At 43.6% G+C, this 19,683-nt stretch carries 23 protein-coding genes and 1 riboswitch; of the genes, 18 read left to right on the top strand and 5 right to left on the bottom strand.

The genetic code is table 11. The features are described 5' to 3' along the window. The first annotated feature begins 7 nt into the window (after positions 1-7). The 10 genes from ABVF09_RS03930 (at position 8) to ABVF09_RS03885 (ending at position 10,040) form a co-directional block, all read left to right on the top strand. Entirely contained in the window at positions 8-748 is a 741-nt protein-coding gene (locus ABVF09_RS03930; protein ID WP_026771229.1) for a pseudouridine synthase, read from the top strand. Between the two features lie 51 nt (positions 749-799). After that, on the top strand, positions 800-1,372 hold the full coding sequence (resA, locus tag ABVF09_RS03925; RefSeq protein WP_035426704.1) for a thiol-disulfide oxidoreductase ResA: 573 nt from the start codon (positions 800-802) through the stop codon (positions 1,370-1,372). A gap of 28 nt (positions 1,373-1,400) precedes the next feature. Beyond that, on the top strand, positions 1,401-3,035 hold the full coding sequence (gene resB / locus ABVF09_RS03920) for a cytochrome c biogenesis protein ResB (RefSeq protein WP_026771230.1): 1,635 nt from the start codon (positions 1,401-1,403) through the stop codon (positions 3,033-3,035). A gap of 36 nt (positions 3,036-3,071) precedes the next feature. Beyond that, positions 3,072-4,262, top strand: a complete 1,191-nt coding sequence (ccsB, locus tag ABVF09_RS03915; RefSeq protein ID WP_371068668.1) for a c-type cytochrome biogenesis protein CcsB — start codon at positions 3,072-3,074, stop codon at positions 4,260-4,262. A 44-nt stretch (positions 4,263-4,306) separates the two neighbouring features. Further along, positions 4,307-5,023 (top strand): response regulator transcription factor, encoded by a 717-nt coding sequence (locus ABVF09_RS03910; RefSeq protein WP_026771232.1) that lies wholly within the window; start codon positions 4,307-4,309, stop codon positions 5,021-5,023. Continuing rightward, entirely contained in the window at positions 5,023-6,783 is a 1,761-nt protein-coding gene (locus ABVF09_RS03905) for an ATP-binding protein (protein ID WP_081704503.1), read from the top strand. Before ABVF09_RS03910 ends, ABVF09_RS03905 begins: the two co-directional genes overlap by 1 nt. A gap of 85 nt (positions 6,784-6,868) precedes the next feature. Next, a riboswitch (cobalamin riboswitch) is annotated at positions 6,869-7,070 on the top strand. Positions 7,071-7,230: 160 nt separating this feature from the next. Then, positions 7,231-7,650, top strand: coding sequence for a DUF4430 domain-containing protein (locus ABVF09_RS03900; protein ID WP_026771234.1), 420 nt, complete (start codon positions 7,231-7,233; stop codon positions 7,648-7,650). Between the two features lie 5 nt (positions 7,651-7,655). Beyond that, positions 7,656-8,177, top strand: a complete 522-nt coding sequence (locus tag ABVF09_RS03895; RefSeq protein WP_026570087.1) for an ECF transporter S component — start codon at positions 7,656-7,658, stop codon at positions 8,175-8,177. A 133-nt stretch (positions 8,178-8,310) separates the two neighbouring features. Continuing rightward, positions 8,311-8,847: an RNA polymerase sigma factor SigX gene (sigX, locus tag ABVF09_RS03890; protein ID WP_026570088.1), complete on the top strand. Its 537-nt coding sequence runs from the start codon at positions 8,311-8,313 to the stop codon at positions 8,845-8,847. After that, a complete protein-coding gene (locus ABVF09_RS03885) occupies positions 8,844-10,040 on the top strand; it encodes a hypothetical protein (protein WP_026771235.1) in 1,197 nt (398 codons plus the stop codon). The genes sigX and ABVF09_RS03885 overlap by 4 nt, the downstream gene beginning before the upstream one ends. Before the next feature lie 795 nt (positions 10,041-10,835). On the opposite strand, the gene ABVF09_RS03880 is transcribed toward ABVF09_RS03885, so the two are convergent. Beyond that, positions 10,836-11,330 (bottom strand): inorganic diphosphatase, encoded by a 495-nt coding sequence (locus tag ABVF09_RS03880; RefSeq protein ID WP_026570090.1) that lies wholly within the window; start codon positions 11,328-11,330, stop codon positions 10,836-10,838. Between the two features lie 207 nt (positions 11,331-11,537). Here ABVF09_RS03880 and ABVF09_RS03875 point away from each other — a divergent pair, with 207 nt between their 5' ends. Next, a complete protein-coding gene (locus tag ABVF09_RS03875; protein WP_026570091.1) occupies positions 11,538-12,002 on the top strand; it encodes a helix-turn-helix transcriptional regulator in 465 nt (154 codons plus the stop codon). A 65-nt stretch (positions 12,003-12,067) separates the two neighbouring features. On the opposite strand, the gene ABVF09_RS03870 is transcribed toward ABVF09_RS03875, so the two are convergent. Continuing rightward, positions 12,068-12,316, bottom strand: a complete 249-nt coding sequence (locus ABVF09_RS03870; RefSeq protein ID WP_026570092.1) for a ferredoxin — start codon at positions 12,314-12,316, stop codon at positions 12,068-12,070. A 119-nt stretch (positions 12,317-12,435) separates the two neighbouring features. Between ABVF09_RS03870 and ABVF09_RS03865 the strand changes: the two genes are divergently transcribed. From ABVF09_RS03865 to ABVF09_RS03850, 4 genes are read left to right on the top strand one after another with little or no spacing between them, the layout of a single operon-like run. Beyond that, positions 12,436-13,497 carry a YpbB family protein gene (locus ABVF09_RS03865; RefSeq protein ID WP_371068667.1) on the top strand — a complete coding sequence of 354 codons (1,062 nt, stop codon included), beginning with the start codon at positions 12,436-12,438 and terminating at the stop codon, positions 13,495-13,497. Beyond that, complete coding sequence (locus ABVF09_RS03860) at positions 13,494-15,044, top strand: RecQ family ATP-dependent DNA helicase (RefSeq protein WP_371068666.1); 1,551 nt, start codon at positions 13,494-13,496, stop codon at positions 15,042-15,044. The genes ABVF09_RS03865 and ABVF09_RS03860 overlap by 4 nt, the downstream gene beginning before the upstream one ends. Then, positions 15,022-15,672, top strand: a complete 651-nt coding sequence (locus ABVF09_RS03855; RefSeq protein ID WP_153462758.1) for a CPBP family intramembrane glutamic endopeptidase — start codon at positions 15,022-15,024, stop codon at positions 15,670-15,672. Before ABVF09_RS03860 ends, ABVF09_RS03855 begins: the two co-directional genes overlap by 23 nt. Further along, positions 15,617-15,967 carry a hypothetical protein gene (locus ABVF09_RS03850; protein WP_152525509.1) on the top strand — a complete coding sequence of 117 codons (351 nt, stop codon included), beginning with the start codon at positions 15,617-15,619 and terminating at the stop codon, positions 15,965-15,967. The genes ABVF09_RS03855 and ABVF09_RS03850 overlap by 56 nt, the downstream gene beginning before the upstream one ends. A 65-nt stretch (positions 15,968-16,032) precedes the next feature. Here ABVF09_RS03850 and ABVF09_RS03845 read toward each other — a convergent pair whose 3' ends face one another. The 3 genes from ABVF09_RS03845 to ABVF09_RS03835 form a co-directional block, all read right to left on the bottom strand. Beyond that, a complete protein-coding gene (locus ABVF09_RS03845) occupies positions 16,033-16,602 on the bottom strand; it encodes a manganese catalase family protein (RefSeq protein WP_026570096.1) in 570 nt (189 codons plus the stop codon). Positions 16,603-16,686: 84 nt separating this feature from the next. Continuing rightward, the gene (locus ABVF09_RS03840) at positions 16,687-16,950 is read right to left on the bottom strand and encodes a spore coat protein CotJB (RefSeq protein WP_026570097.1); all 264 of its coding nucleotides are present in this window, start codon (positions 16,948-16,950) and stop codon (positions 16,687-16,689) included. Beyond that, positions 16,943-17,170 (bottom strand): spore coat associated protein CotJA, encoded by a 228-nt coding sequence (locus tag ABVF09_RS03835; RefSeq protein WP_081704506.1) that lies wholly within the window; start codon positions 17,168-17,170, stop codon positions 16,943-16,945. The genes ABVF09_RS03840 and ABVF09_RS03835 overlap by 8 nt, the downstream gene beginning before the upstream one ends. 164 nt (positions 17,171-17,334) lie before the next feature. Between ABVF09_RS03835 and ABVF09_RS03830 the strand changes: the two genes are divergently transcribed. The 3 genes from ABVF09_RS03830 to ABVF09_RS03820 all read left to right on the top strand — a co-directional run bounded on the left by ABVF09_RS03830 (position 17,335) and on the right by ABVF09_RS03820 (position 19,480). Then, positions 17,335-17,961, top strand: a complete 627-nt coding sequence (locus ABVF09_RS03830; RefSeq protein WP_235162465.1) for a CBS domain-containing protein — start codon at positions 17,335-17,337, stop codon at positions 17,959-17,961. A 48-nt stretch (positions 17,962-18,009) separates the two neighbouring features. Further along, positions 18,010-18,786 (top strand): metallophosphoesterase, encoded by a 777-nt coding sequence (locus ABVF09_RS03825; protein ID WP_371068665.1) that lies wholly within the window; start codon positions 18,010-18,012, stop codon positions 18,784-18,786. Positions 18,787-18,889: 103 nt separating this feature from the next. Then, the gene (locus ABVF09_RS03820; RefSeq protein WP_026570100.1) at positions 18,890-19,480 is read left to right on the top strand and encodes a genetic competence negative regulator; all 591 of its coding nucleotides are present in this window, start codon (positions 18,890-18,892) and stop codon (positions 19,478-19,480) included. Positions 19,481-19,683: the final 203 nt, after the last annotated feature.

Below are 19,683 nucleotides of genomic sequence, written 5' to 3'. Positions count from 1 at the left end.
TGATAAAATGGCTAATGAACAGGAAAGGCTGCAAAAGGTGATTGCACAAAGCGGAATCACTTCCCGGCGGAAAGCGGAAAAACTAATCGAAGAAGGGAAAGTGAAGGTTAACGGACAGGTGGTGACCACGCTGGGTACAAAAGTTTCTTCCGAGGACAAAGTCGAAGTGAACGGGATACCCCTGGAGAAAGAAGAACCCGTTTATTATCTTCTCTATAAACCGCGTGGGGTTATTTCCAGCGTACAAGATGATAAAAACCGAAAAGTCGTAACGGATTACCTGCCTGAGATCGACCAACGAGTGTTCCCGATAGGAAGACTCGACTACGATACTTCCGGTTTGCTGCTTTTGACCAATGACGGCGACTTTGCCAATCTTCTCATGCATCCGAAACATAAAATAGACAAGGTTTATGTTGCCAAGACAAAGGGGATACCTGATAAAGAAGCTTTACGGCAAATGAAAAAAGGGGTCGTGTCAGATGGTGAACGATTAAGGGCGTCATATGCAAAAATATTGTCGACGGATGCAAAGAAAAATACCGCGATCATAAAAATTGTTTTGCATGCGGGGAAAAACCGACACATTCGCCGAATGATGGAAGCCTTGCATTATCCGGTTGATAAATTAAAACGGGAGGAGTATGCTTTTTTGAATTTGCACGGTTTGAATGCAGGTGAATGCCGGGAGCTGACCCCGCATGAAGTAAAGAAGCTGCGTACGCTCGCAGAAGAAAATGTTAAATAATGTTCAAATATTGCGCTTGCTTTTAATGATATAATGGCGTAGGGAGTGAGCATGTTGAGTAAAGTAGAAGAAGCAAAAAAACAAAAACAAAGAAAGAAGAATCTGCGTCTTCTTTTCCGTTCGAGCATCCTGCTAGTTTTGCTGGCTGCGGTGGTATTTGCGTTGGTGTCTAATTTTACAAAGGATAAAACAGTGATTGGCGTGGGGACCGAGGCACCCAATTTTAAATTGGAACGCCTCAACGGAGAAGGCGGAGAAGTATCCCTAGATGATTTGAAAGGCAAAGGGGTCATGCTTAATTTCTGGGCCACTTACTGCGGACCATGTAAGGAAGAAATGCCGTATATGGAAAGCCTTTATCCTGAATACAAAGAAAAAGGTGTAGAAATCTTAGCTGTCAGTATGGATTCGAACGATTTAGTCGTGAACCGATTCGTCGATAAGTATGAGCTTAGCTTTCCGATTGTCCGAGATAATGGAGGACAAGTATTGGAATTATATGATGTCGGCGAGCTTCCTTCCACTTTGTTTATCAACGCAGATGGCGAAGTCGTGGAAAAAGTATCGGGCGAATTGACACTTGATCGGTTGGAGGGGTACTTGAAAAAAATCGAACCTCAATAACAACAGCGGAAAATTGTGAGGGATAGGAATGAAACGAATTACTTGTGAATCTTGCGGTCACGTCAATCCGGAAGGTACTGTGTTGTGTGAAGCTTGCGGAAAGCCGATTGAAAAAAATCAACACATCGATGGCAATAAACCCGGAAAACTATTGAACATGCGGTACGAGGGCAGCGCAAGAAGGTCGCAAACCTACAATAAGTCGGTGATCGATAAGATTTGGAATTTCTTTTCATCGGTGAAGGTAGGTGTGACGCTAATCGTCATAACCTTGATTGCTTCTGCGGTCGGAACGATTTTTCCTCAGGAAATGTACATACCGCCGAACGTGGATCCGGCACAGCATTATGCCGACCAGTATGGAATACTTGGCAAGATTTATTATCAACTTGGTTTGCATAACTTATACAGCTCCTGGTGGTATATGATCTTAATTGCGATGATCGGTACATCCATCATCATTGCCAGCATTGATCGTTATGTTCCACTACGGAGAGCGTTGAAAATGCAGAAGCCGAAGCGGCATAAAGCATTTTTGCAGAAACAGCGATTGTTCAGCGAGTCGGAGAATATATCCGCTGAGGATGTGGAGCATGTAAAAAACCGACTGAAAAAGCAACGGTACAAAATCACGGAACAAGACGGTCATATACTCGCTGAAAAAGGCCGTTTTTCCAGATGGGGACCGTACGTCAACCATATTGGTTTGATTGTATTTTTGTTGGGGGCGCTGATGCGGTTCATTCCGTTCATGTACATAGACGATTATGTTTGGGTACGGGAAGGGGAAACAGCCGTAGTACCAGATACTGACCAACAGTATTATGTGAAAAACAAAGATTTCATCATGGAAACATACGATGAAAACGATGAACGTTACCAGGAAGCCATTCAAAAACAAGGCGGTGCTGTACCTAGTAATTACCAGACAGATGCAGTCATTTATAAAGCTTCTGGAGAAGCTGTAACAGGAGAAGACCCAGAGTTAGAGAAGGTGAAGGAAGGCAGTATCCAAGTGAACAGACCGTTGAAGTTCGACGGATATGCTCTTTATCAATCGAGTTATCAGCTTGATGAGTTTGAATCCATGACATTTAAAATCCATGAAACTGACGATGAATCAGAAGAGGCGCTAGCCAGCTTCACGGTCAATTTGATGGATCCAGAATATGAGTATGAGCTTGATAACGGATTCCGGGTGGTCATTGACCAATACTTCCCTGAATATTACATGGATGATGGAACACCTGCATCCCAATCCAAGTATCCGCGAAATCCGGCCTTTGTTTTCTTCGTTTACCCTCCGGGGGAAGAGACACCTGAAGTAAGTTTTGCGGGGATCGGCAGAAATGTCGATGCATCAGGAGAAAACGACTATAAGGTAGGATTGCAGAATTTCGAAGTCCGAGACGTAACAGGACTGACACTGAAGCGAGATTACACCCTTCCTATCATCGCGCTTGGAGGTCTGATTTTCATGATTGGTGTCATCCAGGGTATGTACTGGCAGCACCGTAGAGTTTGGATCCATCCAAGCGATTCGGGAGTGATGCTTGCTGCCCATACAAACAAAAACTGGTATGGTATCAAGCGGGAAATCGAGAAAGCGATTGATGGAACCGGTGTTAATATGGTAGAGGATCAACAGGAAATCAAGCAATAACCCCGTTTGTTAACAAACGGCGGAAGGAGGAGAACGATGGGAGATTTGACTCAGGTAAGCAGTACGCTTCTATATATTGCGTTCGTATTATATTTAGTGGCGACGTTCGTTTTTGGTGGTACGATTCGCGACAAACGGACAGATAAAGGCAATGGAACGTTAGGGAAAGTCGCCATAACTATCACCATTATCGGTTTTTTGACCCAAGTAGGCTATTTTATCACCAGGTGGATTGCAAGTCAGCACGCACCGGTAAGTAATCTGTTTGAGTTCACGACCTTTTTCGGCATGATGCTCGTTTTTGCTTTTATCATTATCTATTTTATTTACCGATTGAATCTGCTTGGGCTATTCACGTTACCTGTCGCTTTATTGATCATCGCCTATGCAAGCATGTTTCCGCGGGAAATCTCTCCGCTTATTCCTTCGCTGAAGAGTCATTGGTTGTACATACATGTAACAACAGCGGCAACCGGGGAAGCGATTTTGGCGGTGAGCTTTGCAGCGGGACTGATTTATTTAATAAGGCAAGTCGACCAAACCCAGCGCAGTAATCGGACGACCTGGCTGGAAGTAGTCATGTATGCGGTCTTTTCCACATTGGGTTTTGTGATCATTTCTTCCTTGTTCAGTGCATTTGACTACAGTGCAGAGTTCCAATTTCCGGTCGAGGGAGAAGAGATGACTGTGGAATATCAGCTGCCTGCCATCACGGGCCCGAATGACGGAGAGTTGCTGTCAGAAGGGGTAATGCAGCCATGGTTCGAAGCACCTGGTTGGATGCATGGCGAAAATGCTGCAAGGAAATTTAATACATTGATCTGGTCGGTCCTGACTGGAGCAGTTTTATATTTATTGGCCAGATTGATTTTAAGAAAACGGATTGCGGCCGCTATTCAACCATTATTGAAACGGGCAAATCCGGACTTGGTGGATGAAATTTCTTATCGAGCAGTGGCAATCGGTTTTCCGGTATTTACACTGGGGGCTTTGATTTTTGCCATGATCTGGGCTCAACAGGCGTGGGATCGCTTCTGGGGCTGGGATCCCAAAGAGGTTTGGGCCTTGATCACATGGTTTTTCTATGCAGCTTTTCTGCATTTGCGCTTATCCCGCGGCTGGCATGGTGAAAAATCTGCTTGGCTGGCAGTAGGAGGGTTCGCGATTATCATGTTTAATCTGGTTGCTGTCAACTTGATTATCGCCGGACTTCACTCCTATGCATAATCGCGGTATGATAAAAGCTAGAATATAAATGAGGGGCGGATTGCATGGCCAGTAATGAAAAAATTTTAGTAGTAGAAGATGAAGAGAGAATTCGTCGGCTTATCCGGATGTATCTGGAAAGAGAAGATTACCTGGTGGAAGAAGCGGAAGATGGCGAATTCGGTCTGCAGCTGGCACTCGAAAATGACTATGACTTGATTTTGCTGGACATCATGCTTCCGGGAAAAGACGGAATCGAGGTTTGCAAAGATATAAGAGAGCAGAAGGATACCCCGATCATCATGCTCACTGCAAAAGGTGAGGAAGCAAACCGGGTCCAGGGTTTTGAAGTTGGGACAGATGATTATATTGTAAAACCATTCAGTCCTCGTGAGGTCGTATTACGGGTGAAGGCTTTATTGCGACGGTCTGCTTCCAAGACTTTTTCAGCCGAAGAGCATACGACCAGAGATTTGATCGAATTTCCTCATTTGCTCATCGACAACGATGCACACCGCGTCAAAGCGGATGGGAAAGAGGTAAGCTTAACCCCGAAAGAATATGAGCTGCTGTATTTTCTGGCCAGATCGCCAGACAAAGTTTTTGATCGGGAGCAGCTATTGAAAGAAGTTTGGAAGTACGAATTCTTTGGTGATTTACGCACTGTCGATACTCATGTGAAGCGGCTGCGGGAAAAATTAAACAAAATTTCAGCAGAGGCCGCGAAAATGATCGTTACCGTTTGGGGTGTCGGTTACAAGTTCGAGGTCGAGGGCGACTGATGTTCTGGCGAAGCGTGGTTTTCAAGCTATGGTTTACTATCCTTTTGCTTGTCTCCTTTGTTCTATTGATCCTGACTATCTTGTTACTGGAGTTTTTCCAGAACTATAACGCAGATCAAGCGGAGCAAAACTTGATGCAAACAGCAACGAAAGTCTCTGTCATGGTAGAACAATATGATGACAGGGGCTTGATTTATGAAACAACGGAACGCGTGAAAGACCCTTCGAGCAAAATTGCACTCGTTTTTGGTGAAGATGATTTTTGGCTTTCCGAAAATAATGAAGGCAGTCTGCCGGACATTTCCTATGACTGGCTTATGTCCGAAAAGGATTTATCGTCGGTTATCGATGATAATGAAGAGGTAAAGAAACAAGTGATTTTGCCGGGTACCGAAAATAAAGTGATCATAGTCGGCACGAAGCTGCCAAACCAAAAAGGCGCTGTTTTTGTCTATCAATCACTCAATGTATTGAAAGAGACATCCAGGCATACTACCCGGATTATTTGGCTTGCTGCAGGGGTTGCACTGATTCTTACAACCATTTTTGCTTTCTTTCTTTCTTCCCGGATCACCTCTCCTTTGATTAAAATGCGCGAAGGTGCTTTTGAGTTGGCTAAAGGGGAATTCAATACGAAAGTTCCTATCCTGACTCATGATGAAATTGGAGAACTTGCCATGGCATTCAACAGGATGGGGAGACAGCTCAAATTTCATATCAATGCTTTGAGGCAGGAAAAAGAACAAATATCGAGTATATTAAGCTCTATGGCGGATGGCGTCTTGACGCTCAACCGGAAAGGAAACATCATGGTTTCCAATCCCCCCGCCGAAAAGTTTCTCAAAGACTGGCATTATGAAAATGATTCTTCTGAAGAGGAAGTGAACTTGCCAACGGAATTAATGGATACGTTGGATACCGTTGTTGCTACTGAGAAGGAAGTCATGAAGGAAATCTCGATCCAGGGAAGAAACTGGGCGATGATCATGACGCCTTTATACGATCAGGCCTATGTCAGAGGAGCAGTAGCAGTTTTTCGTGACGTGACGGATGAGAGACGTCTGGACAAATTAAGGAAAGATTTTATTGCCAATGTGTCCCACGAACTGCGAACACCGATTTCCCTTTTACAAGGTTACAGTGAAGCAATTGTTGACAATATAGCGGAAAGCAAGGAAGAAAAAAATGAACTCGCAGGGATCATTCATGAAGAATCGCTGCGAATCGGCAGACTTGTAAATGAATTGCTTGATTTGGCGAGAATGGAATCCGGCCATATCCAATTGGAATTGGAGAGAGTGGATATGGCCCCGTTTTTAGGCCGGATCATCAAAAAGTTCAGCGGCATGGCACAAGAAAAAGCAGTTTCGTTATCACTTGAAAATAATCTTCACGTTAAACAGCTTACGTTCGATCCGGACAAAATTGAACAAGTTTTTACGAACCTAATCGACAATGCGATCAAGCATTCTTTTTCGGGTGGAAAAGTCAGAATTATTCTAGTTGAAGATGAAAAAGAAGTGGTCTGCTCAATCAAGGATGAGGGTGCTGGTATTCCAGCCGATGATTTGCCCTTTGTATTTGAACGGTTTTATAAAGCAGACAAATCCAGGAAGAGGGAGAACAGCAAGACGGGGACCGGTTTAGGCCTTGCGATTGCAAAAAACATCATGCAGGCGCACCAAGGCTCGTTGACAGTCCAAAGCAAAGTGGAAGAAGGAACGACCTTCACCTTCCGGCTTCCGAAAAACATCGAATAATCGTTGAACTTGAGGAATAATCTTGTTCCTTATGTAACATTGCAGCTTCCTAATTATAGGTAACTGTGATAGAATTATTGCTGGAAATTAAATAGAATACTGCGGTGCTTTCCAGGCGGGTTTTCCCGTCTGGCGGGCTGAAAAGGGAATCTGGTGAAACACCAGAGCTGTCCTCGCAACTGTAAGTGCGTACGAAATGGATGAACCACTGTGAGTTTTTATCATGGGAAGGTTCCAAAGTAGGAAGATGCACGAGCCAGTAGACCTGCCGCCGTTGCCTGTTTCAAACCTTCGGGGATTGAGTGTTTGAGGCTGCCGGTGAGTGGTTTGCCATCCATGTAAGCTGGTTTGTCTCTTTAGCTTATCTTCTCAGAAGATAAGCTTTTATTAGTATACATAACTAGCACTTGCCTGTCCCTGAAAATTATCATTGGGAGGTTGGAGTAAATGAAGAAGTTTTTATTTTCGTTATTCAGTTTGTTGTTTGCCGCTGGTATCGTGACCGGCTGTGCTGATCAGGAGCAGGATACGTCAAACAATGATACGGCGAAAACGGAACAATCCGGCGATTCTGAAAGCCAAGAGACGGTGATGGTCACCATTTCAGAGGATGAAGGAGACAACGTCATCGCTGAAAAAGAAGTGGAAATCGAAGAAGGAGCCATTTTGCTTGATGTGATGAAAGAAAACTTCGAAGTAGAGGAAGCGGATGGCTTTATAACTTCGATTGAGGGTGTGAGCCAAAACGAAGAGAAAGGGAAATACTGGATGTACACCGTCAATGGAGAAATGGCTGAAGTCGGGGCTAACGAGTACGAATTAAGCCCGGAAGATGAAGTCACGTTCGATTTGCACGCCATGGAATGATCTGAGTGAATACGTATAAGCTTACTTTGATTGCAGTTCTCGCAGCACTTGCAGTCGTGGGAAGGTACACCTTTCAGTTTCTTCCCAATGTGCAGCCGGTTACTGTTCTGATTATTATTTGCGGATTCTTTTTAGGACCTGTATCCGGGATTTTGCTTGCTGGACTGACAACTTATCTTTCCAATTTGTTTCTCGGTATGGGGCTTTGGACTGTTTGGCAGATAGTTGGCTGGGCATTAATCGGATTGATGAGCGGACTGATCGGGAAGTACTGGAGAGCCGTCCCCCTGCCGGTGATGGTTGTTTTTGCCGTCATTTGTGGTTACCTTTACGGATTGATTGTTTCCCTGGCAACCTTCTCAGTGGCGGGAAACTTTCTTTCTTATTACCTTTTAGGTTTACCGTTCGATACGTATCATGCAGTAGGAAACGGGATATTTATGGCAATTCTGTTCCCGGTGTTCTCCAGGGTTTTCAGACGATATCTACGTAATTCAGAATATGGAAAAATACCAGCTAGTAAATAGCTGGTATTTTTTTGGGCTTACCTCTAAAAGAAAGCAATGAATAACGTTATAATAGAAGCGATTGACAAAAAAGTTCATTCATTGTAACCTTTTTGCTTCGCACTCCGACAATATAGTGAACGGGGGATCTGGCATGAAAGCCGTTTTTCAGGATTTGTATAAAAAATATCACCAGGATTTATACCAATTTTTAATATATATGACAAAGGATAAAGAACAGGCAGAAGACCTCGTTCAGGAAGTGTATATTAAAGTATTGAAATCTTATCACACTTTCAAGGGTGAAAGCAGCGAAAAAACATGGCTTTTTTCCATAGCCAGGCACGTGGCAATCGACTACTTCCGAAAACAGTCGAATAAACGGAAGCGGATTCTGGATTTTTTTGACTGGGGGGAGCGGGGAGAGCAATTGGAAGACCAATCGATACTTCCTGAAGAAATTGCCGAGCAAAATGAAGAAGTGAGACAAATTTACCACTGTCTCGATAAATGCAGTTTGGATCAAAAAAGTGTCATTATTTTACGATATATACAGTCATTTTCTTTAAAGGAAACAGCAGAAACGCTTGGTTGGAGTATCAGCAAAGTGAAGACGACGCAACATCGGGCCATCAAGGCGTTGAGGCAGCTTCTGCAGCAGGAATATGGAGAGGAGGGAAATATCCAGTGAAAAGAGGATGGAATAATCAACGTGTAGAAGAAAACTTAAGAAAATTGCCTGCTATCAATGATAAGCGGCCGGAAGATCAATTGTATCAAAAGGTTGTGGAAGGCTTACAAGAAGAAACAGACAGAAAAAACAAAAGATCCTGGAAGTCATGGTTGATTCCCTCCTTAGCTACCTTGGCTGTCCTTGTATTGATTGCTGTAATAAGCCAAAGCGCCTTGCGTATGGATCATTTTTCTTCTCAGGAAGACAGTGCCGATACGTACTCTGATGAATCGTCTGTTAACAATGATCAATCGAAAGTGATGGAAGAGAAATCGCAATCCGGTTCCAGTCTTCCTGCTGATCAATCCGAGTCTGCAGATGAGGAAGCGAAGTTGACTATAGCAGAAGAACCAGTCAGCAAAGCCGTTTATACCGGTAATGAAAAGTCCACTGTATTAGATGTCTCCGTACCTATTGAAGGAACCGGCTATTTAGTTCCGCTGGCTTACCAAACGGAAAATACTAGCGAAAGTATCGAAAGCACATTAAATCGCTTGGATGATTTGCTTGACTCTGAAGTTGCCGGACTACCGGCGAACCTTTTGCAGGGCGTTACCTTTGAGGTTGACAAAAGCAACGGGACGGCGATTGTCCATTTTCCTGCTGAATATGCGTTTGAAGACAAAGCGTTTACCGGGAACGTGGGAACAGTATTATCCAGATTATTCTTGCCGTTAAATATCAATCAGGTCAAACTCCAGGAAAATGGAAAGCAAGGTATTCCAGTTGCGACAAAAGGGGAAGTTATCGAAAGTGTTCCATTAAAAGAGCCGGGCAACTATGTTTATAAGGTGTATCAACAGCAAGAAGACACTCCTGCCTTCTTAGCGGCTGTTCCAGTGGCGATTGATCATGACATTGAAGCGGCGTTCTATGAAATGCGAAAAGAAGAACCTGATTATGATTTGAAAGCTTCTATACCTGCAGATGTTGCGTTTCGGGTGCAAAAATACGATAAGCATGTTTCGGTGGATCTTTCGGGCCCTGTGGCAAATGATCAAAAGACGCTGGATATGCTGGAAGCAATGATGATGACTGCGAAGAGTTTCGGCTACACTAAAATTGAGTTCAATATGGCTGAAAACAGAATAGGCCCTTATGACAATCTGGAAGAGCCGATAGAAGTTCCCGACGGGATCAATGGGCAATAACCAGTTACTGCTTCTACCTTAATCATCTAGTTCGATGTATTCACATCATTCCTAAAATGATCAGGTTACTGTTACAGCCCTTACTCTATTGTCTTTATTCAACACTGTGCAGTAACTGTAATGGCAAGTTAAAGTTCCGTTGCCTTTACAAAAAGCGAGTGTTAAGCCCCGCTTCGGTAGCATACTACGCTTTCCGCGGGCACGGCTTAAGCCAACTTGGTAAAGAAAACCGCTTTACCAAGTGGATCTTCAGCTCGTGCTGTTCCCGCAGGAGTCTGCGTATGCTACCTGCGCTAAGAAGCATGCCGGCTATCGCCTAGAGACTTTTTCTTTGAGAACCTTTATCAGGAATGTGTACTTCTTTTCATATATAGACAGTTGGAGTTCCGTCTTTTCACCTGTTCTTGGACTTTCTGCTTGTTTTCCCAGCTGTGTCTTTTGATGAAACAGTGTATGTAGGTACCATGAATAAAATAGTCTGGTTTACGTGTTTTAAACAGAAAGCTGTTCCTAGCGAAGAAAATACCCGGAGACTCCCGCGGGAGGAAAGGCCTCGGTGAGATCCCGCAGAGCGTCAGCTCGAGGAAGCTACCAGCCGCCCGCGGAAAGCGCAGGGTATTTTCGCAGCGTGGAACTCCACCTCAACAAAAGTAGGAAGTAAGGAAGACGCATTCAAACTATGTCTCAGTTTATATCTTATATGGACGATGCATTAAAATGATATTTCTCGAATGTTATTTAAAAGAAGCTGCCCTTCGGTCAATTATGCCGATGGACAGCTTCTTTGTTTCATGTTTACTTTTGGTCTTTATACCTTGCAAGACAATCGTCAATAAGTTTATTGGCGGCCTCTACGCCTTCCCATTCACCGATTTCAGTCTTTTTGTTTTGCAGATCCTTGTAGGTTTTAAAGAAGTGGGAAATTTCGTCCAGTTTGTGGGACGGAACATCTTCCAGGCTGTACACATCTTTAAAACGAGGATCTTCAACAGGCACCGCCAGCAGTTTCTGATCTTCTTCACCGCTGTCAATCATATTTAAAAAGCCTATCACGCGGGATTCGATGACACAACCAGGGAACGTCGGGTTGGTCACGAGCACCAGTGCGTCCAGTGGATCACCGTCTAATGCTAATGTTTCATCAATATAACCGTATTCAGCAGGATAAAATTGAGGAGAAAAAAGCACTCTGTCCAGCTTGAATACCCCTTTTTCCTTATCGTATTCGTATTTGTTCTGATTACCGGTCGGAATTTCGACAAATACATCAATCACTTTATTATCTGCCATCGATATTGCCTCCTTATTTGCTTGGCAAGAGTGGTTAGAGCCTTCGCCTGCCAGCTTTATTCGTTAAAAACAAATATGTAATCCACTTTCGGTAACATATTATATCAATTTTTAATAAGGAAAGAAAGCAGAGAACATGTTAGAATGTAAAAGAAACGTATAAAATCCTTACATATGAAAAAATCAGCAACAGGACGGTAAAAAGAAATGAACAAAACAATACTCAGTAACCAAATTTCCAGTAAGATCAAGTTAATTAGAGTGGAAAGAAATTATACCCAAGATAAAATGGCTGCGATTTTGGGAATCTCCAAGAAAACCCTTGTGCAAATCGAAAAGGGGAGGACGGTTGCCAACTGGACTACAACCACAGCAATTTGTGCCCTGTTTCGTAACAGTGAAGTTATTCGCAACATGCTTGGCGGGGATGTTCTGGAAGTAATCGAAACAATCGCCCACACCTCCATAGAAGAGCCGCACGGCATACTTACAGAGGACAAGGTTTGGTGGAACAATCTCTCAGAGCGCAACGGCTATGTCCTTCAACAGAATGTTATCAGCCAACACTACCGTATTGTGGATCCAGACAAACAACGGTGGTATAGTTCGACAGATAAAGAGGCAGCGTTGGCCAAGTTCGGCCAAGTAAACGAGTTGGTGACCAGTGAATAGTCAACTTTGAAGTGAAAATGGAAAAACAAAAGAGATGGCCATGAAGGCATCTCTTTTTGGGGATGTTATTGAAATTTATCCGGATTTCCGTCGAATGGCTGTTCTGCTATCTTGATAGATTCAGTAGGACACCCTTCGAATGCATCTTCCAGGTCATCTTCAAGTTGTGCGGAAACAGGCGTGCTACCCCGATTGTTATCCAGGCGGGAAAAAGCGATTCCTTCCTCATCATAGTAAAATATATCAGGGGCTGCCGCTCCGCAAGCGCCACAAGCGATGCAGGTTTCCGGGTCGACTATTGTAAACTTCGCCATGATAGTGTCCTCCTTAGGCTTTGCACTTTGCAAACCCACAAAATCACTATTCTCTATTGTAAAACGGTTTCCAATTCTCTGCAAATGGTAAGTCAAAGTAAAGGGAAGGGAATATCGCCATGATTACGATTATCATACTAGACAGTCTATCAAAGTTAAAACAGGAGCGCACTAGTGCAGCGGTTTATCACTTGCTGGTCGGAAAGCGATCTTCGCAAACACTGCAGGACGCCCACATATATCACCTGACCGGCTACTTCGGTATTGCAAAAGGAATGGACAAGCATGCGTTTGATCAAAAAGTCGAAAACCTGGTGAGCAAGCATTACTTGGCTTATAGAGGCGATAAAGCGTTTGTGACAGAAAAGGGGATGTCTTTTCTTAAAAATAATGAAAATCACGGGTTTTTGCTTCATTATAATGGTCTAGTTTATGACAGGGCCGCAGACCTTTTCTATGAAAGGCTCTCCTTGTTTATTCAAACTGCGGCAAACATTAAACGCGGCAATCATCGCTTCATTCCTGTCAGCGATAATCAGGAAGTATTGCTTTGGATGAAAAAATATTACGCTGCAGCACGACACCGTCTTCAAGAGTTGCTGGATCAGTTGTATGGTGAAATGCTACCTTTCTTGAAAAGGCTGCCTGAACAGCACGCTGATATTTTTGTGAAAAGATTAAGCGGGTACTCCCATTTCGGAATGAGCAAGGTCCAATTAGCGGCATTCTATGATATGGATAAGTATGATTTTACCGTATTATATCAGTTGATTTTACACCGGATGCTAAATTATATCATTTATGATAGCACTCCCACTCCAACTCTCGCCACCTTTTCGAGCGGCTTGGTAAAAAAAGTGTTTCTGACGGATTCGGCAAGAAAAACGGACGACCTGCTCAAACAGGGAAGAAATGTCGAAGAAATATGCAAGATAAGAAGGCTGAAAGAAAGTACAGTACACGATCACCTGATTGAAATAGCGTATGCTCAGCCGGATTTCCCGTTAAATAACTATGTATCGCCTGATGCAGTCAGGGAAATAGGTGAACAAATCGAGCGACTGAAATCGAGGAAGCTAAAGCAGATCAAGCAGGCGTTGGATGACCGATACAGTTACTTGCAGATACGTTTGGTAATGGCAGTCTACCGGGCAGGCTGGCGAAAAGGGGTGGAACAATGACGGATAATTTGAATAAAGCGTTGGAAAAGTATTTCGGCCATCAATCTTTCCGGGAAGGGCAGCGGGAAATAATCGAAGACGTTTTGCAGGGAAAGGATGTGCTTGGCATTTTGCCGACTGGTTCTGGAAAATCGGTCTGTTATCAGCTTCCTGCCAGGCTTATGTCTGGAGCGGTACTTGTTATTTCTCCCTTGATCTCTTTGATGATGGATCAAGAAAAGCAATTGGCTGCTTCCGGATATAAAGATGTCATTGCATTCAACAGTTTTTTGAGTGTGCAAAAAAAACAGGATGCTTTTCGCAATTTAGCAGCTTATAAACTGATTTATGCCTCGCCGGAAATGCTGCAAAGGAAAGGGTTTGTCAAAAAGCTGTCCGAATTGCGGATATCCTTGTTTGTGGTGGACGAAGCACATTGCATATCTCAATGGGGGCATGAATTCCGTCCGGACTATTTAAAATTGCATCATATAATAGAAACATTGCAACACCCTCCTGTCCTCGCGTTGAGCGCTACAGCGACGCCGGAAGTACAGAAGGATATTTCTTTTCAGCTACGCAAGCCGGCTATGGCCAGACATATTTATCCGATGGACAGGGAAAACATTACATTTCAAGTCGATGAACTGGAAACCCCTTCAGAAAAAATCAAGCGGATTTCAAACGTCTTAAAAGCGCATCCAGTACCAACAATGATTTACTTTTCGAGCCGAAACTGGACGGAAAAGGCTGCTGCCGAGCTGTCTGCTGCATTGCCGGACATGAATGTGGCTTTTTACCATGGCGGAATGGAACAGTCTGACCGTATACTGATTCAGCAGCAATTTATGAATGATCAACTCGACGTAATATGTTGTACGAGTGCTTTTGGCATGGGAATCGACAAACAAAATATCAGGTTGGTGATCCATTTTCACTTGCCACCGCAAATCGAGTCGTTCATCCAGGAGGTGGGCAGAGCGGGAAGGGACGGTTTGTCGAGTGTCAGCCTTGTCTTGTTGTCACCGAATGATGATTTGCTTCCAAGAAAGCTGATCCAATCAGAGTTACCCGACAGGGAAGAAATCGCCCGGGTCATCCGTTATATGAAATCAAGGGTCCAGCAAGGGGTTTTTCGTTTACCAGAACAAGACATGCTTCTGGAAAGTTTGCAGATTAGTGAAACAAAATGGCGGTTCCTGCGCTATCATTTTGAAAATCATGGTATGATGGACAATGATCGGATAGTTTCTTCTTTTGATTGGGAAACCATACAGGAAAAAATCAGCCGAGTTGCTGCAGAAAGGACAAAATACAAGCTTGCCAAAGTCAATGAATTGCTATGGTGGGCTGTACAAACTGAATGCAGAAGGAAGGCATTGTTTGCTCCGTTCCAGGACACAACCAAGGAGCCATCCTATCATTGCTGTGATAGATGCGGTTTCAAGTTTTCTGAATGGGCGCCTGTCACAAAAGCTACAAGAAAATCCGAATCATATAATTGGAAACAGGCATTAAAACAGATAATGCTTCAAGGGGATAGTGATGAAGAGATTAAGTCAGGCTGAAGCTGTGCAACAGCTTTCCAGCAGCCAATTGAAGAAACAATTATACCTTTCACAGATGCTTTTTTTACTACTTGCTATCGGGTTGAGCTTATGGCTATTTCCTTCTCCTCACCAGTGGCTTGAATTAGCGGAGTGGAATGTCGGGGACATCGTTTTTTATGGTTTGGTTCCTGGTCTGATTATCGTGTTGATAGATTTTATGTTAATGAGGTTGCTGCCGGAGCAGGCGTTTGATGATGGCGGACTAAATGAGAAGCTGTTCGCCAACAGAAGTGTAAGTGAATTGTTTGTGATTGCTCTGGTTGTTGCCGTATCCGAGGAAGTTCTCTTCCGTGGCGTTCTGCAGACAGAATTGGGTTATTGGACCGCCAGTATCATTTTTGCACTTGTTCATGTCCGGTATTTAACGAAGCCTGTATTGCTGTTGTCCATCGTGATGATCAGCTTTTACTTTGGCTGGTTATACGAAGTAACCGGCAATCTATTGGCCACAATTACCGCTCATTTTGTTGTGGACTTTATACTGGGAATGTTGATTGGGAGAGCCAGCATCAGGAAAGGGGGTATGAAGGATGACAGAGGAGATCAACAAGGATCAAGCCAGGCAGCTTCGGAACATGGTAAATGAGTTGGACAAAGATAAGGAAATGAGCACAACCGACAATCTAGAACAGGAAGAAGTCAATGTATTGAATTTACCACCCCGCAAGGAAGTCCATCAAAACAAAAAAACAAAAGTGAAGTGGAAGGTAAGTCTGTCGTTGATCCGGTTGCTTGTTATTCTTTTTATCCTCATTATCGCTGTGATAGTGTCCTTGCAACTTTGGGGAGGCGACCAATTGTTCCATTTAGACGGCGGACAGGGTCTTGATAACATTTTGCCAGGCTGGGAGCAGGTAAATATAAAAACGAACGGAAATTGATGAAGAGCCGGGCAGGTGCCTGGCTCTTCAATTTTTATCAGTGTGGAATTGGAGAGGGAATAGAATCAGAAGTAAACTTTCTTCCCTCTTTCTTCTTTTAATATTTCAGCAGCTTCACGGAACCGCTGGGAATGGACGACTTCCCTCTCCCGCAGGTATTTCAATCCATCATTCAATTCCGGGTCGTCAGACATATTGATGATCCATTGATAGGTCGCTCTAGCCTTTTCTTCTGCGGCAATATCCTCATAAATATCGGCGATCGGATCGCCTTTGGCTTGTATGTAGGATGCAGTCCAGGGGGTGCCCGATGCATTTTCATAAAACAGGGCATTGTCGTGGTTGACGTAGTGGGCTCCTAAGCCGGCTTCTTTCATTTGTTCTGGTGTAGCATCTTTTGTCAATTTATACACCATGGTTGCAATCATTTCCAAATGAGCGAATTCTTCGGTCCCGATATCGGTGAGCAATCCGATTACTTTGTCGGGAATGGAATAGCGCTGGTTCAAATAGCGCAGTGCTGCTGCCAGTTCTCCATCCGCTCCCCCATACTGTTCGATCAGGAACTTTGCCAAGCGAGGATTGCACTCCCTGACCCGGACAGGGTACTGAAGTTTTTTTTCATAATACCACATGACCATCTTCCTTTCTTAGTTGTACAGATAGTGACTGATCAGAGGAAAAAGAAGGGCATTTTGTCTTCCGCTCTGCCCTTTGCTTCACACTTGCCAAGGCCAAGGGGCATCTTTCCAATTCCAAGGGTAGGCTGAGTAACTCATGCCGTATTGAAAGAGTGGTCCGTATTGATTTTCATATTGTTTTTTCAACTGCCGGCTTTGTTTGGCATGATGGTTGAATTGCCGGACAGCTTCCTCGTCCCAGGGATGGGTGTCCAGATACAAAGTCAATTCGCATAACACAAAATCTACCGCTTGAATTTCTTCCAAAAGGTCATAATAAGCGCTGGTCAGCGGTTCATTCACCTGTATCCCCCCTTTTATATGGCGATTCGTAAGGGCTGTATAAAGCCGGCCATAATGTGCCTCGGTACAATGCTTCTTTAGCGGTAGCATACTGCGGGAGACAAGGGGGCTGAAAACCGAGGTATAACTGTGGGGGTGTCTCATAACTTTTTATTCGGATAGGCGGACATGGATCGGTGGGGCTCACATAAGGTGTATAAAATTTCCGTTGGGTGAACATGACTTACTCCTTTCTAATGCACGAAAGTAATGATACAGTGTATGAATGGAACAGTTCGTCTCATTCTACTTGATTCATGTTAAGAAATATTTATGCAGGGAATGGAATAGCGAATGTAGAAATAAATATATAATATCTTCAAAAGGAGGCTGATTCTGTTGTTTGTGAAAAGTATTCTAAAACCAAGCCATCAATGTATCATCGCAAAAGAAAAGGATACACTAAAGGCTACCATAAATCAGTTGGAAACAAGGGATATTGAGGCAATGCCGGTCGTAGAAGACAATATCTTTAAAGGAATGATTTCGAAGCAGGACATATACAAGGCTTATTTCCAAAGCGGCCAGACCCGGGATGAATTTCTGAGCGCCACGCTTGTGGGAGATATTGCTTCACACGGTGATTTATATATCGATGAGCAAGCAGTTTTCGAAAATACGTTAACCACCTTTAAAGGATATCCAATTTTGGCGGTAGTCGGTCCGGAAAAACAATTTCTCGGTATCGTCACCCGGTTCGATATGATTGAACAATTCGAGAGTGCTTTTGGCATGAAAAAACCGGGCGTGAGAATTGCTTTCACATCGGAAGAATCCACTGGCCGTTTATCCCGTCTCGCGGATATCATCAAACAAAATCATGCCAATGTCATTTCGGTAACTACGTTTGATGAGACGGATAAATTGGCTAGAAGAATCGTCTTGAAAGTAGAAAAAAACGACAATATCGACAAACTTTCAACCAAGCTGGAAAAGTCAGGTTTCCGTGTATTGGATATTAAAGAAGTATGATCTATGTTGAAACTGTCCATAGTGAAACAGGAAAAAAGGAGAAACTGATTGGGTCTTATTATATTTGGAATAGTTTTCATTAGTGGTTTGTTTTTATCCGGCAGGATGGTTTACCTGGCACACCGTGATCATCTGCGGCGCCATCAAATACCCATTCCATCATCAGGGGAGAATGTAGAATCCATCCGGGTATTTTTCATTTCCGACATTCACCGTCGAACCATACAAATAGAGACTCTATCGTCGGTTGAAGAACATGTCGATCTGGTGGTCATCGGTGGAGATCTGGCAGAACGCAAGGTGCCTTTGAGTAGAATCAAAGAAAACCTTTACCGGCTCCAAAGACTCGAAGCACCGATATATTTTGTCTGGGGTAACAATGATTATGAATTGGACCGTCAGAAGCTGGAAGAGCTATTGGTAACAGCAGGGGTGACCTGCTTGAAAAATGAATCAAGAAAAGTGATACTGCCTGACGGCCAGAGGCTGTGGCTTCTCGGCTTCGATGATCCGGACAATAGCTCGCCTATTGTGGAACTCTTGGATACGCCTGATGAAGACATGCCGGTGCTGCTCTTCACACATCGCCCGAGTGCGTTTGAAGAAATGGGAGCGGGCATTGCCGATGATGTCGATTTCGTCTTTAGCGGGCATACCCATGGAGGTCAAATTCGCATTTTCGGACTCGGGCTTTACACACGCGGAGGGATTAAAACTATCCACGAAACACCGGTGCTGATCAGTGAAGGTTATGGGTACACCAGTTTGCCATTCAGGCTAGGAACAACTTCCGAATGCCATATCGTGACACTTAAAAGAGCTTAAACTGTTTTCTGCTGGCTGAATCTGTGTTACTGTCTAGGTACCAATAATCCGATTTCCTCATATAATATAGAATTAGATGAGGCATTCAAGGGGGGATGAGTGAATGCGTTTAGAACGACTATCGACCAACCAATTCAAGATCTTTTTAACTTTCGATGACTTGATTGAAAGAGGTTTGACAAAAGAAGACCTGTGGCATGATCTGCCGAGAGTCCATCAACTGTTTCACGATATGATGTATGAAGCCAGCGACGAGCTGGGAATTGAGTTGGAAGGAATGCTGCTTGTCCAGGTCCATCTTATGCAGGCACAAGGGATGCTGGTCATCGTGACCCAGAATAACCATTGGATAGATGATGAAGAAGAGGATGAAGAGTATGTAGAAATGAAGGTTACCTTGGATGAAAGCCGGGAACTGATTTTTGCATTTACTGATTTTGAAAATATCATCCAGGTTTGTGCACATTTTGCGGATTTGGGCATCAACGGGGGAACGGTTTATCATATGGATGGTTTTTATTACATGCAAGTTGCCGATGAGGAAGTCGACGGCCAAAACCGGGAGCATGTGATTGCCATTATGTCCGAGTTCTCTTCACCAAGCATCGTTACATCCCATAAATTGAAAGAGTACGGCAAACAAATATTTTCACAAAACGCCGCTGAACAAGTGAATAAGTATTTTTTACAATGATATAGCTGGAAGAAGGGGTTGGTCGATTTAATACCAGCTCCTTTTTTATGGTCTATATCAGAAGGTTCGTTTTTTTAGGCTCTACAATATTTGTTGGGGTTTTAGAAAAATTCCGCATAAAAAATACACACAAGCTCCTATCTCTACTACACTTGAATTGACTAAGAAACAAGCAAGCAGATAGGAGTTGTGTGTACATGCAT

The organism is Sediminibacillus sp. JSM 1682029 (genome assembly GCF_041366435.1).
Lineage (GTDB): Bacteria > Bacillota > Bacilli > Bacillales > Amphibacillaceae > Sediminibacillus > Sediminibacillus terrae.
This window is presented reverse-complemented; position numbering and strand designations above follow the sequence as displayed.

Excerpts from the sequence above, each read along its gene's own strand:
- ABVF09_RS03820 (WP_026570100.1), top strand. The coding sequence starts at position 18,890 with ATGCGTTTAGAACGACTATCGACCAACCAATTCAAGATCTTTTTAACT.
- ABVF09_RS03850 (WP_152525509.1), top strand. The coding sequence starts at position 15,617 with ATGACAGAGGAGATCAACAAGGATCAAGCCAGGCAGCTTCGGAACATG.
- sigX (WP_026570088.1), top strand. The coding sequence starts at position 8,311 with ATGAAAGCCGTTTTTCAGGATTTGTATAAAAAATATCACCAGGATTTA.
- ABVF09_RS03910 (WP_026771232.1), top strand. The coding sequence starts at position 4,307 with ATGGCCAGTAATGAAAAAATTTTAGTAGTAGAAGATGAAGAGAGAATT.
- resA (WP_035426704.1), top strand. The coding sequence starts at position 800 with ATGTTGAGTAAAGTAGAAGAAGCAAAAAAACAAAAACAAAGAAAGAAG.
- ABVF09_RS03930 (WP_026771229.1), top strand. The coding sequence starts at position 8 with ATGGCTAATGAACAGGAAAGGCTGCAAAAGGTGATTGCACAAAGCGGA.
- ABVF09_RS03900 (WP_026771234.1), top strand. The coding sequence starts at position 7,231 with ATGAAGAAGTTTTTATTTTCGTTATTCAGTTTGTTGTTTGCCGCTGGT.
- ABVF09_RS03905 (WP_081704503.1), top strand. The coding sequence starts at position 5,023 with ATGTTCTGGCGAAGCGTGGTTTTCAAGCTATGGTTTACTATCCTTTTG.
- ABVF09_RS03855 (WP_153462758.1), top strand. The coding sequence starts at position 15,022 with ATGAAGAGATTAAGTCAGGCTGAAGCTGTGCAACAGCTTTCCAGCAGC.
- ABVF09_RS03835 (WP_081704506.1), bottom strand. The coding sequence starts at position 17,170 with ATGTTCACCCAACGGAAATTTTATACACCTTATGTGAGCCCCACCGAT.
- ABVF09_RS03865 (WP_371068667.1), top strand. The coding sequence starts at position 12,436 with ATGATTACGATTATCATACTAGACAGTCTATCAAAGTTAAAACAGGAG.
- ABVF09_RS03845 (WP_026570096.1), bottom strand. The coding sequence starts at position 16,602 with ATGTGGTATTATGAAAAAAAACTTCAGTACCCTGTCCGGGTCAGGGAG.
- ABVF09_RS03870 (WP_026570092.1), bottom strand. The coding sequence starts at position 12,316 with ATGGCGAAGTTTACAATAGTCGACCCGGAAACCTGCATCGCTTGTGGC.
- resB (WP_026771230.1), top strand. The coding sequence starts at position 1,401 with ATGAAACGAATTACTTGTGAATCTTGCGGTCACGTCAATCCGGAAGGT.
- ABVF09_RS03860 (WP_371068666.1), top strand. The coding sequence starts at position 13,494 with ATGACGGATAATTTGAATAAAGCGTTGGAAAAGTATTTCGGCCATCAA.
- ABVF09_RS03880 (WP_026570090.1), bottom strand. The coding sequence starts at position 11,330 with ATGGCAGATAATAAAGTGATTGATGTATTTGTCGAAATTCCGACCGGT.
- ccsB (WP_371068668.1), top strand. The coding sequence starts at position 3,072 with ATGGGAGATTTGACTCAGGTAAGCAGTACGCTTCTATATATTGCGTTC.
- ABVF09_RS03875 (WP_026570091.1), top strand. The coding sequence starts at position 11,538 with ATGAACAAAACAATACTCAGTAACCAAATTTCCAGTAAGATCAAGTTA.